Source organism: Solibacillus sp. (assembly GCF_040273735.1).
Taxonomy (GTDB): Bacteria; Bacillota; Bacilli; order Bacillales_A; family Planococcaceae; genus Solibacillus.
The window spans coordinates 20,099-37,728 of record NZ_JBELZM010000011.1 but is presented as its reverse complement, the minus strand read 5'-3'; the positions used below and the strand labels follow the sequence as shown (position 1 = coordinate 37,728).

Annotated in this window: 16 protein-coding genes, 1 tRNA gene and 1 pseudogene; 9 read left to right on the top strand and 9 right to left on the bottom strand. The window is 33.6% G+C overall.

Annotated elements, in window-relative coordinates; translation table 11 throughout:
* Positions 1-16: 16 nt before the first annotated feature.
* The 5 genes from ABS917_RS11825 to ABS917_RS11805 form a co-directional block, all read right to left on the bottom strand.
* Complete coding sequence (locus ABS917_RS11825) at positions 17-208, bottom strand: DUF6366 family protein (protein WP_350479163.1); 192 nt, start codon at positions 206-208, stop codon at positions 17-19.
* Between the two features lie 57 nt (positions 209-265).
* The gene (locus ABS917_RS11820) at positions 266-865 is read right to left on the bottom strand and encodes a protein kinase (protein ID WP_350479162.1); all 600 of its coding nucleotides are present in this window, start codon (positions 863-865) and stop codon (positions 266-268) included.
* A 162-nt stretch (positions 866-1,027) separates the two neighbouring features.
* Positions 1,028-1,387 (bottom strand): nuclear transport factor 2 family protein, encoded by a 360-nt coding sequence (locus tag ABS917_RS11815; protein ID WP_350479161.1) that lies wholly within the window; start codon positions 1,385-1,387, stop codon positions 1,028-1,030.
* Between the two features lie 43 nt (positions 1,388-1,430).
* Entirely contained in the window at positions 1,431-2,216 is a 786-nt protein-coding gene (locus tag ABS917_RS11810; RefSeq protein WP_350479160.1) for a GNAT family N-acetyltransferase, read from the bottom strand.
* Between the two features lie 86 nt (positions 2,217-2,302).
* Complete coding sequence (locus ABS917_RS11805; protein ID WP_350479159.1) at positions 2,303-3,565, bottom strand: M48 family metallopeptidase; 1,263 nt, start codon at positions 3,563-3,565, stop codon at positions 2,303-2,305.
* A gap of 159 nt (positions 3,566-3,724) precedes the next feature.
* Here ABS917_RS11805 and ABS917_RS11800 point away from each other — a divergent pair, with 159 nt between their 5' ends.
* The 4 genes from ABS917_RS11800 (at position 3,725) to ABS917_RS11785 (ending at position 6,879) form a co-directional block, all read left to right on the top strand.
* Positions 3,725-3,946, top strand: a complete 222-nt coding sequence (locus ABS917_RS11800) for a hypothetical protein (RefSeq protein WP_350479158.1) — start codon at positions 3,725-3,727, stop codon at positions 3,944-3,946.
* Positions 3,947-4,067: 121 nt separating this feature from the next.
* Positions 4,068-4,140 (top strand) — tRNA-Val (locus ABS917_RS11795).
* Between the two features lie 717 nt (positions 4,141-4,857).
* Entirely contained in the window at positions 4,858-5,289 is a 432-nt protein-coding gene (locus ABS917_RS11790; protein WP_350479157.1) for an ASCH domain-containing protein, read from the top strand.
* A gap of 1,146 nt (positions 5,290-6,435) precedes the next feature.
* Positions 6,436-6,879, top strand: coding sequence for a hypothetical protein (locus ABS917_RS11785; RefSeq protein ID WP_350479156.1), 444 nt, complete (start codon positions 6,436-6,438; stop codon positions 6,877-6,879).
* Positions 6,880-7,225: 346 nt separating this feature from the next.
* On the opposite strand, the gene ABS917_RS11780 is transcribed toward ABS917_RS11785, so the two are convergent.
* Entirely contained in the window at positions 7,226-7,909 is a 684-nt protein-coding gene (locus ABS917_RS11780) for a hypothetical protein (protein WP_350479155.1), read from the bottom strand.
* Between the two features lie 86 nt (positions 7,910-7,995).
* Here ABS917_RS11780 and ABS917_RS11775 point away from each other — a divergent pair, with 86 nt between their 5' ends.
* Positions 7,996-8,865: a helix-turn-helix transcriptional regulator gene (locus ABS917_RS11775; protein ID WP_350479154.1), complete on the top strand. Its 870-nt coding sequence runs from the start codon at positions 7,996-7,998 to the stop codon at positions 8,863-8,865.
* A 923-nt stretch (positions 8,866-9,788) separates the two neighbouring features.
* On the opposite strand, the gene ABS917_RS11770 is transcribed toward ABS917_RS11775, so the two are convergent.
* Positions 9,789-10,502 (bottom strand): hypothetical protein, encoded by a 714-nt coding sequence (locus ABS917_RS11770; protein ID WP_350479259.1) that lies wholly within the window; start codon positions 10,500-10,502, stop codon positions 9,789-9,791.
* 171 nt (positions 10,503-10,673) lie between these two features.
* Positions 10,674-11,471, bottom strand: a pseudogene (locus ABS917_RS11765) (tyrosine-type recombinase/integrase).
* Between the two features lie 332 nt (positions 11,472-11,803).
* Here ABS917_RS11765 and ABS917_RS11760 point away from each other — a divergent pair.
* From ABS917_RS11760 to ABS917_RS11745, 4 genes are all read left to right on the top strand, one after another.
* Positions 11,804-12,214, top strand: coding sequence for a hypothetical protein (locus ABS917_RS11760; protein ID WP_350479153.1), 411 nt, complete (start codon positions 11,804-11,806; stop codon positions 12,212-12,214).
* Positions 12,215-12,340: 126 nt separating this feature from the next.
* Entirely contained in the window at positions 12,341-13,000 is a 660-nt protein-coding gene (locus tag ABS917_RS11755) for a hypothetical protein (protein ID WP_350479152.1), read from the top strand.
* A 381-nt stretch (positions 13,001-13,381) separates the two neighbouring features.
* On the top strand, positions 13,382-14,749 hold the full coding sequence (locus tag ABS917_RS11750; RefSeq protein ID WP_350479151.1) for a M1 family metallopeptidase: 1,368 nt from the start codon (positions 13,382-13,384) through the stop codon (positions 14,747-14,749).
* A 1,305-nt stretch (positions 14,750-16,054) separates the two neighbouring features.
* Complete coding sequence (locus ABS917_RS11745; protein ID WP_350479150.1) at positions 16,055-16,744, top strand: Dph6-related ATP pyrophosphatase; 690 nt, start codon at positions 16,055-16,057, stop codon at positions 16,742-16,744.
* Between the two features lie 363 nt (positions 16,745-17,107).
* Here the strand turns inward: ABS917_RS11745 and ABS917_RS11740 are convergent, their stop codons facing one another.
* A complete protein-coding gene (locus ABS917_RS11740) occupies positions 17,108-17,491 on the bottom strand; it encodes a VOC family protein (protein WP_350479149.1) in 384 nt (127 codons plus the stop codon).
* Positions 17,492-17,630 lie beyond the last annotated feature (139 nt).

Here is a 17,630-nt window from a genome sequence, read left to right as displayed (position 1 = left end):
CTATAAGAATGCGCCTTTAGTTGAAAAATGCTAAATAAATTACAATAGCGATTACTATTATAAGAAAAAGAATTCCTGTACCTTTCCACCCTAAATCCCCGATTAAATCTTGAAGGCCGCCACCCTGCATGGCTGCCGGGTTTCTCTTTAATTCTTGTTGTCTTAATCTTTCTCTTCTTGCTTCTGGCGTTTCTTGATCTTTATTCAATATAGGTTCCTCCCATACAACATCACTTTAAACATTAACATAAATATCCAGCAAATATTAATAATCTTTCCCGCAAGAAACACAGCGATTATCTGTATCGTTTTCTCCATACATCCGAAGTTCCTTTTCTATGTTACAAACACGGCATTTTTCAAAGCGAATTTGAGGTAACGTCCCAGCTTCTGCTAATGGCACCCATTGTTCTTCATATAATTTTTTAGTCATTCCATAGTCAATTAAAATCAGATGCCCCTCTTCAGTTAGGCCGTAATTTCCACTATCTTTATAATCAAAACCATCGAGTTCTTGATCAATAACTTTGATTGCGGTTTTTAAATCTACCATCATTCTTGGATCCTTTTCAAGATCGATATCGTATGAGCAGTAATTGTGTAAAGGGAGTTGTTCGTAAAAAGGCTGAACGACATATTTCTCACTCAAAAAAAGAATTGGCGCAATATGTTTCTCTAACCCCTGTATTTCCAATGATCTGTACATTTCATATTCATTTTTACTTTGGGCATACCCGATAGGATGTAAAAATGTTTTTATGACAATATCATCGAAACGATAAACTTTTCTCGTTGAACCGATTCCAATCATTTCAGCTTGTTTAAGCAAATCTTCTATGTTTTCTACTACTTTGGAAATATTCATTTCTCTATCCCCTAATCATATTCTCGCTATTGCAAATGCTGGTAAAGATTGTTCAATCATCCTTCATACCAGGCTTTATTGAATTCAAGATTTAATGCTTTACCCACCAAAACCGGGATAAAAATTAAGCGCTAATCCTTTAAAAAGAATAGCGCATGAAAACTATATTGGTATTTTTGTTCCTTGATGGAAATGCATTTTCCAATGTCCATCGACTAATTTCCAAATAGAACTCCTTAATGAATGCTGTTTGCTTAGCTCATTAAAGATTCGATACGTTGCCAGAATTATTTCTTCAGACAAAGAGTGTATTTCAAAATCACTCATTTTCATTTGTACGATACCAAGAGTCGCTCCGCTAATCTCTTCATCTTTGTACAGCACTTTCCCTGAGCTTCCAAATTCAAAAAAATTGTCTGAAAGTAAGTTCGTTAGCTCCTCTTTTGATGTTCGAATTTCCGGTAACAACAATTTGTTCTCTAGTTGAAATAAATGTTTTTCTAATGCTGATTTATTCTCCACTTTCCAGTCACCTTTTCTGTTCATTTTATTAAATAGTACTATCTTAATCTGCCACAGGAATAGTAGGTGACTGGCAACCATATGAGTATGCTAGACAACTAAAACCAGACTTTTCAAGAATAGGTTTACTCATTGGGCTGGCATCAACTGTAAGGAAAGAATATCCCTTCTCATAAGCTTTTTGTGCGCGAACGGCCAATAGTTTCGAATAATAACCATTGCCTCGGTATTGCGGAAGCGTCGACCCTCCCCATAAGCTGGCAAAGGACGAATTATTCTCTAGGTACATCCAAGCAGCACTTACAAGCTGGCCATCCTCATAAACCCCATAAATATATAGTGAGTCGGGACTATCTTGTTTATCTCTCCAAAGTCTTTCCCCAAGGTCTGCATGGGAGCCGTTCCAGATTGCCTCTTCTAGCGCAATAACATCCAGGATGCCTTGTTCATCCGTTATTTCCTTTACTGCATGCAGATCGGAATTTGTAAGGAATGGATGACTTTCCGGTAATTCCATGACCATGAGTGCTTCTGGATCATCAATCGTAAATCCTTCTTGTTTAAGTATTTCAGTCAAATTATCAGGTTTGTCATAGCTGTACACTTTCCATTCAAAACTCTGGTTAAGGTTACCGAAATAAGTTAACTCATTTCGAATCACTTCCATAGCAGTCTTTTCATTTACATTAGAAGATAAAATGAATCCACTTTCGTTAAATTTTGAAATGTGCCGAATAACATGTTCGGTTTCCTCTCTCCTAAATCCTGGAGTTACAGCTTCTTGTCGCAGTTCTTTGTGAAAAATTGCAATCCATTCGTTTTTGTCCATAGTCGAATTCCTTTCAACGCTCAATACTTTAGTACAAAAAATAGAAGCGCTTAAATATATTGTAAATTAATTATACACGTTTTTATTTAATCCTCATTAACTTCTTCGGCAACTTTATCGATTCTTTCTAACATTGGCGGATGTGTGTAGCGGAACCACTTGACAAGTGCTGGCGGATTTACTTCACTAAGACCCGCTTTCGTCAACTGCTGAAACGATGAAACCGCTGATTCAGGGTTTTCGACCAATTCAATAGCAAATTCATCTGCTCGGATTTCCTGATAACGTGAAATAGCATTGGACAATGGGCTTGAGAAGAAAAGTAAAAATGATGAGATTAGTAAAAACAGCGGCAATGAATTCAAATTGCCCATTTCTTTAATTTTAAGGATCGGTCCGTAACGGCTTATCATCCAAGGCATGATTTTTGCGATCAGCCATAGTCCAATGAGTGTCATAAATAAGTAGACCGCGATGTTAATATAAATATCCTTCAGCAAATAGTGGCCCATCTCATGTGCCATGATAAAGAGGATTTCATCATGTGTTAAACGGTTTAATGTCGTATCCCACAGCACTATCCGGGAATTATCACCGATTCCTGTCACATACGCATTTAAAGCATTCGTTTTCTCCGACATATTCACTTCAAATACATGGTCAGATGGGATATCCGCCTGTTCAGCGAGAGATAGAATTTTCGTCTCCAACTCCTTATCTGTCAACGGAGTAAAATCATTGTAGATCGGATCGATGACGACTGGTTGAATAAACATTAGGAAGATTGAAAACGGTACAGTTAAAGCCCATGCATAGAGCCACCATTTTTTCGGACTTTTTCTGATAAGCCAATAGAGAACAGCAACCATGATTACCGACATCCCAAACTCCAGCCAAAAATCAATTATATTTTCACGCATCCATGAAGAAAAAATTTGCGTACTGATTCCATAACTTTTACTAAGCGTATAGCGGTAATATTCCAGTGGGAACTGGATGATGAACAATAGCAAGGACAGAAAGAACAGATACATTGCTGTTTTAAAAATGGACCATTTAAATTGTTCAGAACTCCACTTCTCAAACAAACGTGAAATTCCCGTAACTAAAATAACGAAGTAAAGCAGCCATTCCAATGGCGTTGTGATAAAAAACAGGAAATTTCTCACTTTCGATAACTCTTCACTTAATAACAACTCCTGTGTTGTAAGAAAAGTGCTTGGATCTGCAGCCGTTCCTTGAAGAGCTGCTGGAATTCCACTATTTTGTCCATGGAAAAAATACAAATACATTGCGACCACATAAAGTCCAAATGCAAAAACAGCCATTAAACCCCATTTTTTTGTCATTCCATCTACACCTCAATTCATTCGTTACCATATCCTATTATTGAAATGAGGAAATCATTTCTACCAAGTTGGGTAATCACATTTTTCAAGGTTCTATGCATCTTGGAAATTTCACAAATTGCCTCTACATTAAATTAAATTTATAAGGAGCGCTTAATCATGTTGTTTGCTGTTCATTATTTGGAAAATAATACTCCTGTCCTAAGTCAGTGTTTAGAACGTATTCCTAAAATAGATGAGGATTTAAAAATAAAAGGCCGTAAAGGAAAGGTTATAAATGTCGTTCAAATTGAAGAGAATAAATACCACGTCCATGTCGTGCTAGAAAAAATAAATAAAAAACAAACTTTATTAATAAACGATAAGAAGAAAAGACGTTGATCGAAGGAAAATGTAGTATGCACTGAAAATAAAAGTAAAAATATAACATTTTACTATATACCTCTCCCTTTGAAAATGCTATAATAATAGGTAAGAACATTGTTAATCTGTTTCTTATCGCGGTCTTGTAGCTCAGTTGGGAGAGCACCACCTCGACAAGGTGGGGGTCGCAAGTTCGAGACTTGTCGAGACCATCATTTTGAGTGCCCGTAAACGTTGTTATATCAACGTTTACGGGCTTTTCCTTTTTGAGAGACTTTCTACTTTACGCCTGATTTTTTGGATTTGTCCGCAATTTGTCCGCAGGATTTTTTCCAATTATTTAGCGTTACTTTGGATAGCATTGTGAAAAATGTCTGCAATGTCCTTATCTGCATGAAATTATAATTTTTCGCTTTTTTATCCTAATATATAGAAGCATATGAACAAAACTTGGTCTAAGTTTGGTCTCATTTCAAAACACTAGATTCACTGAAAAACGACTTCACTTAGCACATGAAAGTCATGTCTCTATATTGACTAATTCCATCTCTTTTCGGAAAAGTTATTGCTATTTATAGGGATGGGAACAGGAAGCTCTACATTGTCATATAAAATTACTGCCAAAGAGTAAGCTAAATCCTTTTTTACATTTTTATGCTTTACGTTTAGCTTCTCCTTGCGATAAAGGATAGTCCCACCAATATTCGGAAAAAAAGTCCTTTATCCTGTTGTATGGATTCTGGATAAAATTATAAAATTCACCAAAAATAGTTCGCTTATTAATATATGATATTAATGATCACTGATCATGACTCATGCCTCATAAATTGAATCTCCGTGAACTGATAATTCTGCCTTTTGCTCATAATATTCCTTTAAAGGGACACTCTATAATCAACATAAACTTCTAAAGGTTGGAGGCTGTCAGAATGAAGGTTTTATCAATGATCCAGCCGTGGGCAATCCTTTTTGTCCTTAAAGAGGCAACATATGAAACTAGGTCATGGAGAACGAATTATCGGGGGCCACTTGCCATTCACACAAGTAAAAAAATAGATAAAGACGTCTCTAACCATATAGCCATAAAATCGTTGCTTGGTAAACACGGATACACACCAGAGAATCTTCCAACTGGCCAAATCATTGCTGTATGCAAACTTGTAGATTGTTTGAAAGTAACTGAAAACAATGAAACATGGGCCATTCTGGAGGATGGTCGAATCGTATCAGGAAATGACTATTTTATGGGTAACTTTAAAGTGGGAGGTTATGCTTGGGTAGTTGAGGATATGCAGATGCTGGATGAATTTATTCCAGCAAAGGGAAGGCTAGGTTTATGGGAGCATGTTTTAATTTTATAGGAGCTGATACATTACACACGCTGCGCTGAATCAGCTCCTTCAGGAACCCACTTTTCACGCGCAAAATCTTCTATTTTCTTCCTTATTTCCCCAGGCATCCTACCACTTCTTTTCACATAAAACCCAACTCTAAATAGACTAGTTTACCTAATCAGACGAAATTGAACTTAGTCTGTTGAAAAATGTACAAACCTTAACACAATTCACGGAATGCTGACAGTTTTGTTAAGAGGATAAGTCCAACAAGAGCTCATTTTTTTGGTCTCTTTATTTTTACAAACTTATACCTAAATTTCGTATTCGCGAAATAAAAACGTTATTTTAGGGGCATTATGATGTAGGTATACCAATTGACTATTTTCCCTCTTCTTTCATCAACCTAGACCTTTCTAGACGCTTTTGTTTAGAAAGGGCTTTTGTAATAAGTAATGTTTCATTTTCTTGAGATGAGCTTCATGGGTAGGTAATGAACACTTTTTTACTAAACTGAACGATTAAAGAAAATGGACGTATATGCCATGCTGGGACCAGAACCACTTCAATCCTTTCTCTGATAGCATTGTGGCCAGTCGTTAGAATTCTTTAAATGTTCTAAATGGTCTTGCCAGTTCATTTAACTCGTTCTGACTCCAACATCCCGATAGGAAGAAGTTACTTGCTATTATTAAGTATAGAGAATGATTTACTACTCATTTTAATCTCCTTTCTCATAGTCAGAATTCTTCATGGTACGAGGTCCTGGGGGTTGTGGTTTCTAATTTTCCCCTTGTTCAACCTTATTTCTGCAGCTGATCAAATTTGGTCTTTTCTTGTAATCCCAAAGTTACCTTCGGACAATGGTATCCCCTGCTTCTTCCCTAATGAACGGTGCAAGGGGTGTCATGAACCAAAAGATAATATACAATAATTTCAAACTAATGGAATGCTTTAGTTTAAGTTATACAAACACATTCAAAATAGTGTTCCCGAATAAAAGCTTGGGAACGTTCGATTCAGCAGCTAGACTACTACACATTCTTGGCTGCTTTTTACTTCAATTAGGTTACCAAACGTCGATGTTTTTTAACTATGCGACTTATTATTAATTGAATATTCGGTGATTTTAAGTGTATTATAGATATATACATTTATTGGAAAGGTGATGCAATGAAAAAGAAATTTAGTATATTTTTATTATTAGCAGGATTGGTTTGTGGTATTTTTTCATATACGAATAATTCTTATGCAGTCACACAGGAAAGAGAGTTAAAAGAAGATCAAGATACGACTATTTCTAATTCTTTAAACAGCTCAAAAAGAGCAAGCTCTACAGAGTTTCAACCTCTAACAGTTACAGATTCTAAAGGAGTTTCCTACTTAACTACGGAGGAATATCTACGCACACCTTCTGGATTACCTATTTATAAAACTGAATTACTTTATAGCGATTTCTATGAAGTACAAAAACAAGAGTTCATCGAGTTCACGAAAAAAGTTGAAGGACATTTGTATAAAGGTACCCTAAAATTATATCGAGCTGAAAAGAGTAATGATGGTTGGAAAGCTATGTATAGTGGGATAATCTCCACAGGTGAAGCATTTATCAAATAACAGTAATACTCAATATTAAATTTATACAAAATCTATTCAAATAACATTCCCAAATCAAAGTTTGGGCATACACCACAAAGGCACGAATGTTGTTAAATCAACATTTGTACCTTTGCGCTTGAACGATCGATTATACAGTTTAATATACATTTGGTATAAATTGTTGAAGTAGCAGCGTTTATACTTGCAGAGCTTGTTCATAAATTTGCATCAAATTGAATAACATTTTTTATCTTCAAAAGTGTTATTCAACAATATGGCCCTATAACGGAAAAACGCGTTCTTCTTATTGAAGAATCACGCCCGTTAGTTGAACAACGAATGTGCCGACAGTATGAGGAAACACTTATATTTTATTTGTTTTCAATATGCTGTTTGTGTCAAACCAAAGTATATACCCTAGCCAAACGAAAACTGCCCCCATCGGTAATGCTAATATTCGATCATAAGGGTGAGGAATGATTGCAGTAGCTAAAGTAACGACAGCAGCAAATGAAAGTAATATACCCGTGAAGCGTGGAAATACTTTAGCACGATACATTGCAATTCCTAGGAGTAAGCCACCAAGCATATATAATATTCCAGCTATAGGGGCCAATATCGTAAAAACCCCCAAATTAATCTCCGATCTATTCTCCCCAAAGAGTCCTAACATACCCTCTACAAACTTAGGTGCTTCATTTATAAGCAGCGGATAAACAAATGCTTCAATGAAACTAAAAGTCATTGAAATTAACCAAAACAAATTAAAAATGATAAATCCTATCAAACCACTCCATCCTACTACTTCAACTTGCTTCATGTAAACTCCAATATTCCCTATTATAAAGGATAAAGACATTAGAATGCTTAAACAGGCAACGATCTGCCAGGAACTTGAAGAAACAGATGTTAAAATTTCAGGTGGATGGATGAATTGAATCACTGTGTATAAAGCTCCTGCCAAAATTGCAAATAATCCTGCAACTTTTTTAAAATTCCTTCCTGCTATACTCAATTCATTTTCCTTCTTGTTAAATTTTTTTACCATTCATAATCCTCCTTGTTAAAACGAATTATTTTTTTAAAAATTCATATAGTTTACTAACTGATATGAAAAAAGAAAGAAGTGATATCGTGGATCATTATGATTTAATCAAAAATGCATTAGTCTACTTTGAAGATAATATAGAAGAATCTTTATCATTAGAGTCTGTATCAAATCACTTCAATATTTCGAAATTCTATTTTCATAGACTTTTTTCCGCAATGACTAGTTACTCATTTAATAATTACTTACTTTCTAGAAGATTAAATAAGTCCATTAAACTTATTCAAAACGAAAAAGTATCCCTAACAGAAATTGCATATCGGCTTAACTTCGGAACTCCATCGTCTTTCACTCGTGCCTTCAAAAGACAATATGGGATAGTTCCTAGCAAATTGAAAGAAAATTTGTCGACAATGAATGAATCGCCTATTCCTTTCGTTATAAAGAAACCGATTAAAAACATAAATGGTGATATAGTCACCGATTTCACCTTAACTGAATTCGATGAAATGCGAATTTGCGGGATTGCATTTTCAGTTGATTTAGCAACTGAAAATTACAAGGTGAAAATTCGATCGCATTCGAAAATGCTATTAGATAGTATTAATCAATCTATTAATGGTCCATGCTATGTCATTTACTCAAATTGTCAGCCGAACTCAACACAATTTAATGTTTTATTCGGGATTCCATACGATATCCAGATTAATAAACCTTATTATTTTACAGATGATATACCTACCATATTTTGTGCTAAATTTAAATATTTTGGTGACATCCTCGACATAGGGGACGTTCTTACTACTGACTTTGCTAGGTTTTTAAAGATTTCCAAACAGGAAGCAGCGGAATCCAGCATTGAAATGATCCAAGTTTTTGAAGATGTTCATCAGCTTGATTCTTCCTATCATCTTTACGTACCAATAAAAAAACATCCAATTGATTCAGAGTGTTAATTTTTACTTATTTGCCTCCATCCAACTATTTTTTATTACTGTTAATTTAAGATAACATCAAAAGAGTATGTAGACTTTCCACATCTTGCTGTAATTTTAGATAATGGAAATACAACATCATTATTTTTTTTCGATGTTCGCCTATGAAAGCCGAACCATCCAGAAAATAATCTAGAATTTCAAAAAAGCCTCTATCTTATATTCTAAGTACTAAAAGATAGAAGCTTTTTTAATTTGGCAGTCACTGAAAGGGTTGATGACAATGCTACCATGGCAGCATAAGATTATTTACTTAATAGGACAACCAATTGGAATTTCCTTGGTTAATGGTCCAGGGACATCATTAACCTCTACATCATCCAGTCGTTGTAATGTACAAGAATGTCATTTAACAATATGACCATATAATGGAAAAAATGCCGATTTATAATAATTAGGCTTCGCCGATTCCCATGGCTAATAATAGAAAAGCAAAAACTAAAACCGCTAGATTTGCAATTATCCCAACAATTCCGATTAACAATTTGCTTATGCGTCCTTTAGAAATCCATGAAGATTTACCAGCAAGTATAATACCTATAATAGATAAAATACCGAAAATAGTAATAAAAAGGTAAATATCAGCATTCGGTCCTCTTTCTGTATAGAAAAAATAATACTTACTATCACAGGAACTATAGATAAAACACCTAAAATTGCACCTAATTTACTTTTATTCAAAATCAATCCCGCCATTGACTCTTATTGTAATTCAAGCAAAAGCTCTTCCTTATACACAAAATCACGCTCGAATCTCGATAACTACCTCGCCTTGTTTTCAATCACTTATAAAATATCTTAACAGTATTCCCATATATATTCTAATTAGCATGTCTTGTTAAACTAAACCACCCGTTAGCTTAACATGTTTAGATTTACAGTTATTATTTATTTAGATTTGGTACTTCAACGTTAATAACTTCCTTTATTTTATCGTTTCCAATTGCTCCACTATGAAATGTATTGGAATCACTCCAATAAAGTAGCCTAAATGAAACGCCGTTATTAAGTTCAATCTCTAAAAATAGACGAGTACCTTCTAGCTTACCTATATCTATTAATGACTGTACATTTTCTAATTTTAATTCATAAAATGCAGTAAGGAACTTATCCTTAGAAGACTGTGAGAATGTATGCATTCTCTTGCCATCTTCGGTGCTTTGAATATAGATATTCTTCACCAACCTATCCATAGGATAAAGTTCTCCTGCAGTTTTTGCCTTTTTATTTGTGTTGGCTACATATACAACATCATTTGCAGCAACTATTAAGGAAGTTGGATATCCTTTTATTTCATAAATGATTGTTCCTTCTTTTAAATATGCCGCATCACCATTTTGCATCTTGTGATTGCTACATGCACTGTCGGCCATCTCATATGTCACTTTACCAAGTTCTTTACCTTTTTCAATCGTTATATGGAGATTTCCATTTGCTAGCTCTGGATAATGACGCTCGTATTTAATATCATCAATCATCAGCATATCTACCCATTCAATTATTGCATCAGGACACCCTTTAAGAGATATGGAGTTACTACAAGAAGATAGCAACAAAGCAAATACTGAAAAAAATATAATTTTTTTAAAAGTTCTCATCAAAACACAACACCTCCTAATTATTAGACTCTTATCTCAAATATAGGTAAAAAACTTTCCGGAGTATTCAGTAAAGTTTTTCTTTAAAGACGTTATTCAATTAAATGGCCCTCTAACAGAAGGACACGCAATTTTATACATTGCGTGTCTAAAATTGCTTATAGTTCATTTTCAAAAGTATTTACTGTCATAATCCTGTCTTATTTTTCCGCTTAACTGAGCATATATCTTTGTTGTCTCACTCTTTTCATGTCCCAGTAAACTTTGGATGACATCGATTGGCGCACCATTATTAATCACATGTGTTGCATAGCTATGTCGTAACTGATGCGGATGTATACACTTTTTTATTCCAGCCCGATTTGATACGCGCTTAATAATATATCTCAAATTATCAATGCTCATCCGCCTTTTAGGTTTTCTGTCCGTAATAAACAAACAAGGATCTTCATCATCTCGTTCGTCTAAATATCTTTTTAACCAAAAGGAGCAGCGAGTATTAAAGTATACTTCTCTTTCTTTATCGCCTTTCCCTTGTACAATGACTGAATTTGTTCGAAAATCAATATCATGACGATTTAATTTCACTACCTCCCCAATACGACAGCCGGTTGAATATAGGAACTCAAATAGCGCCTTTTCCATCGTTGTTTGGCAAGCTTCTCTTAGATGTTCAATCTCTAATTCTGACTGAAATTTAGGAATTCTTTTACCTAATTTCGGCTCTTTTAATTTAGCTGCAGGATTTTTTAGAATATATCCCTCTTCATGTGACTATCTAAATAGTGATTTTACACAACGAATCCTATGCCCTAAACTAGAAGGCTTTAAGTGATTTCCTGACTTTAGTAAGTATTCCTTTAATTTTTCTGTACTAAATCCATTCATATCAATATCACCAAAAAACCGCAATAAAAGGTTGTATTGAAAACAATATGTTTTTAATATAAGTATTGAATATCCCTCAATTTTTTTATCTTATTGGTATTTTTTCCACGCTTCGGATAATAACATTATCTTTCACTCTCCCATTAAATTAAAACTAGTAATCTTAATTCTAGTATGTTCAGATTGTATCTTTCTCATACAAAACTCCCTGTGTGGTTTCCCACCTTACATACAGAGAAGTTCCCAAATACGATTTTGGGTATAGGAATAGACTGTAATTATGTTACCATACGTCGCTTTGGTAACTTTTTTTATTGCCAACTATTAAAATAACTCATTCAAACAGCAACTATATAAAACCATTTATAAATGTCAATATTAGGATATATATTGCTTGTTTAGGAGGCGTAACAATGAAATTAAATGTTATTTTAAGTGTTCTATCTGTTTTTACCTTGTTAACTCTAAGTGCCTGTTCACAAAAAGAATATAACTTTTATGGATCGAGTGATAATTGGATTGTGACGTACGACACTGAAATACGCGAAGAAAGAACATTGGCTGATTTTTCATTTGAATATATTGGAGAAGAACCTGCACCAGAAATATTTGATTATAACTTAAAAAGTGAATGGCTAGATTTAACAAGCAAAGAAGAACGATTTAATCATCAAGATAAGAATATTTCGTCTGGAGGTACTGAATGTACAGGGCCTCCAATTAATGCAGATGTAATGTGTGAAAAATTTACTAAAGAAGAACAAACGATAGAAGCAAAAATAGATTGGAATGACAATTCTGAAGTTATTGTATTGACTAGATAATGCAAACAAAATAATTACATCAATAAACGTTCCCAAATGACACTTTGGTAACCAACACCCCCTATTCAATTGAATAGGGGGTTATGAAAATGCTATATCAGTTTTCTAAAAGATAGGAGGAAATTGATGAATTGGTTTGTACGAATCTTTATAGGTTCAGGACTTCTTATATTCGGTGGAGGTGCTTTGTTGATGCTCTATGCGGAGTACGGTCTACCGTGGAAGCACGCTGAAATGAAAAGAGAAATGGTTACTTATTTAGAACAACGTTATTTAGATGAATTTGAACTTGGAAACGTACGCTTTGATTGGATGCACGGAAATAACTATTACACATATGCTACAGCTGCTACGACTGATATTACTTTTTATGTTGAACGTTCTAGCGATGGGACATTTGATGATGGTTATGGTTACGAATACTGGTCTATTTATGGCGAATCTATCATTAAACCTTATATTCCATTTGCCTCTACCATTTCAACGAACGTTACTTTTTATGAACCACTCCCTAAAAATAAAGATGTGTTTGAACATTTACAACATACTTGCTGGACTGTTTATATAGATATTCCATACTCTTTAACTCAAACAAATAAAGAAAATGAACTCAATAAACTTCTCGACATCATACAGAAAATGGATAAGGATGGTATATGTTTTGAATATATGCGCGTCGGATATATGGGGAAAGATGTTGAATTACATAAAGAAGAGTTAACACGTATTCACGAAATAGAAAAACTAAAAGTAGTTGACTACGATGTATGGGAACACAACCACTAAAATGCTTGAACAAGAGTCTCTATTTTCATTAAATATTTATGCAACATGAATCTTAATAATGTTCCCAAATCAAAGCTTGGTAATATTTCAAACAGCGACAAAAACTGATTTAACAGTGCTTGTCGCTGTTTTTATTAGAAATAACGTTCTGAGACGCTGTGAGAAATCATTTTAAAGAGGACTGTTCAATTCACTTGTTTTGAATGGAGGTTTCATATAAATAGAATCTCTATGAAATGTACCAAAGGAAGCTTTCGGTGCATTTTTTTTCAACTAACGGTGCAGGTGAGTTCAATAAGTAATCTCTATTGTACATATGGAATATAATAGTAATAGGAAATTGAGTTCTTAATATTCGATATAGGAAAGGGGTAACATATTTTGAAGAAAATATTTTCTCTTTGGGTTCTAATTATATTCCTATTAATAGGTTGTTCAGAAGTAGTTTTTAATCCCCATGAAGAACCCGCTGGAAGTCAAAGTAATTATGATATGAAATTAAGTATGGATAACAACGGACTTTTTAGTGCAGATATATCTATAAATATTCTCAATGTTTCAAATGAAAAATGGGACGAGTTAAAACTTTATTTTATTCCTAATATGTTTACATCCGAAAATTCTCCTCAATTGAATACCCCCTCTGAAGTTAGAATTGAGTCAGTTAAAATTGAAAATCAAGATGCATCATACTCACTTGAGAAAGACACAATTAACATTCCTTTAAAAACATCGGTTTCTCCAAATGAAAGTATTAATTTCCAAATGAAATATCACTTCACCTTACCAATCGACGGGTTTAGATTCGAAAAAATAGATAGTAATTATCATCTTGCTCAATGGTATCCAATGGTCCCTACCTATCAAAAAGGATGGAATAAACTAGATTATACTTTCAAAGGGGAGTCGTATCACACAACTTTTAGTAACTTTAATCTAACAGTTGATATTCCTAAAGAATACACTCTTGTTATAACCAGTGACGAAGATAAATTACTAAATTTAAGCAATAATTTATTTCGAATTGAAAATGTTAAAGAAATATTTGTTGCTCTATTAAAAGACCCACAAGTCATCCAAAAAAAATCTCAGAACGTCAATATAAGAGTATTTGGAAAGGACGAATCAGAGGAGTTTTTAGATAAAGTAGCAGAGACAGCTGTCGAGTCTTTTAATTACTTCCAAAGTATTATTGGGCCATATCCCCACAAACAGTTAGATATTATTTTAGATGGGCCAGGAATGGAGTATCCAGGAGTAGTAACAGCTAGCTCCATCAATGGGCGTTCTGTTACAAACGAAGCAATAAAAAACATTGTAGTTCATGAAATTGCTCATCAATGGTTTTATGGAATAATAAGCAATGATCCATACACCGATGCGTGGTTAGATGAGGGAATAGCACAGATTGCAACTCATTTATTTCTAATGCATAATGAGAAAGAATTCAGTTATTTAGACCATTCAGACAAAATGGAACCGTTGCCTTCCAATTTACCATTACACGAGTATCTGAAAAGTCCACAAAGTAATTATATCTATGGTCAATCCTCTACGAACTTAGCCAAGATTTTCAATCAACACGGTGGAAAACAAACAGCAGAGGATTTTTTAAGCAGATATTTTACTCTTTATAAGTATAAAGAAGTAGATACAGATGAATTCGTAAGGTTCATGAAATTTTATTTAGAATTAAAAGATGATTCCTTATTCGAGAGTTGGCTAAAATTGGGAGATGCTGAAAAATGAATAAATCCTTCTTTAACTAACAAGGATTTATAAAGTATAAAAATAAACCTAATAAACGTACCCAAACCCAAGTTTGGGAATACACCAAAATGCGGGAAACGTTGATTTAATAACGTTTATCGCTTTTCTTTTGAAACATTAATTATACCTGATTTATGCAAGTCAATGAAACGTTACTAAAGCAGCTTTTATACTTGCTGGGCATGATCTTTAATTTGCATAAAAACTTGTATAGCTATTCTTTTATCGGTATAAATTTGTATCTTCTCTAAGACTCCCCCAAGAAAAAATGTTGCTCCACAATATGGCCCAATTGTTGAAGAAGTAAAATGCACAAAAAAAACGGTTTATAGGGGCGTTTTTGAAATGTATCAAATTATTCTCATTAATAATATTTAACTATGGTTCCCTTTTTAATTTATTGATTGGTGTAAATACAATGTTAATTCCTAAATGGCTCGTATCATTCTCTAGCTCTTTTAGCTTAAGTGGTCCTTTTACTTCTTTCTTATCTATTTCGATTATCCAATAACTATTCTTCTAAATCATACTCATAAATCGGGTTTACACACTTTAAGATAGATATAATTGCATTATTATATCCAGACATTTTTTCTAGTTCTCTTTTATCTGTAAATTCTTCGTTTTCAAACTGTACGGAAAATTTATTTATTATATTTAAGTACTAAATTCACTTTCTTTCATTCCTTTGAGATCCGCCAATATTTCATTATAAGCCAGCAATTCACCTTCATTTTATATCCTTAAACTCTGTTTTATCGTATATAGTATTTGTATTTGTAAAATGTATTTTCCTTTCAATAACATCAACTAATGTAAATTGGTTCAGTTTATTATCATCAATCATAATTATCCTCCTATTTGTTTGAAGTTTCATTTTAACGATATTTTCTTGTTCATTCCCTACCCTATTAGTTTAAATAATTTTTTTCACAAATTTGCCTAAATGTTAACATAAATCCAGATTTATTAAACTGTTACTCAGCAATCTGGCCCTATAAGGAAAAACGCGATCTTCTTATTGAATACCGGAAGATCCTCTTTTAGTGCTATGACATATCAATTCTCTGTCGAATGAAGTAGTTTTATGAGATGATTTTCTCTTTTATTCATCATTACAATTTCAATTTTTTTCTATCAGGATGCAATAATAGGCTATCTGTAAGGTCCAATCGTGATAAAATTAAACAAACAATTAGAGTTATGAAACTCATATATGAAATATGATATTGGCTAATAACACGAATTGTGAATAAGTCAGTAAATTACAGGGGAAAATTATAAATGGCCGAATTAATGGATTGGAAAAATAGTGCTCACGGGCAAAAATTTATAGCTTCTTTTAGCGGAGGAAAGGATAGTGCCTTAGCTTTATATAAAGCAATGATGGTTGGAGAAGCGGTTGGACTGATCGTCATGCTGGAGGAAGAAGGAAAACGTTCTAGATCTCATGGAATGCCTCCGGAACTCATTCACGCCCAAGCTAGATCTATAGGTTTGCCCGTATATACTGCAGCTGCAAGTTGGAGAGATTATGAGAAAGTATTTATACGTCTTTTAGAAAAGGCTAAAAATCAAGGATCAGAAGTGTTAGTAACTGGAGATCTAGATATGCCTGCACATGGCTGTTGGCATGAAAAGGTTACGAAGTATGCTGGATTAAAGCTTGGAATGCCCTTATGGGAAATGAACCATCATGAAGCTGTCGAAGAGTTCATAAATTTAGGATTTGTAACGATTATTGTAACTGTAAATTTATCACTTGGAATGCGAGAGGACGATTTAGGGCGAACGTTAACTCATGAATACGTGAAGGAGCTTGAAGCTCGTGGTATTGATCCCTGCGGAGAAGGTGGAGAGTTCCATACCACAGTACTAGATGGGCCCATTTTTAAATATCCTATTCAAGTTCGTAAATGTGAGATTTTTAAGGACGGAGAATATGCTTTTTTACCTTTAGAGCTAGATCTGTAACTTATTAAACCTTGATAAAAGTGCAAAACGAAAAAGCATGTCTTGAAAAAATGAACAAAGCATGCTTTTTTTATATTCAATTTTTTTCTTTTCGAGACAATAAAATTGAAGAATTTGAGAACGGGATAGTTGAAAGTGTTTTAAAATCAAATAGGTAGACCTATCATTAAAGTTATTTAATTTAAAAAGCCAAACAACAAGCAATAACCCCGTTCTAAATTTGGGACGGGGTTAAATATAGTTGTTTAATTTTCTATATACGATACTTCACTCTACTCAATAATATAACAATAAAGTTATTTAAAATTCTAAGGTTTATTAAACAATAGCGCCCGTTTATTGAAGAATCACGCTTCATAAGCTTTAACTTACTTTAATGCCAAATGCTATCCATCTTCCATCTATATCTTCAATTACAAATTCTTTATTGTTGTAATCTGTGTTATTTAATAAACGCACTAACTTCACATTAGAATTAATAAACTCTTTTTGAAGATCCTCTTGATTTTTTGTAATAAAGTAAGCATCGTACCCATAGCCATATAAGTCCCTATTGGGAATTACTTTTTGTCCGTTAGTTTTAGTTAAGATAATTTCAGTGGTATCACGATACAAACATATATGGGGTTCAGTTGCTTTCAAATATCGCACGGCTTTAAATCCCATTTTCTGTTCATAAAATTCAGCAGTTTTTATTATATCCAATGTCGGAAATACACAGTGTGACTCTAATAAAAGATTTTTCATTTTACTTACTCCTTTAATATTTATGGTCAGTATAAAGTTTCTTTACCGCTGTTTAATAATCCTTCTTTTGCTAACCTGTGACAGTAGTTTAAATACATTCAACTACAATATAATCTAAATTTCCCTAAAGAAGTTATTC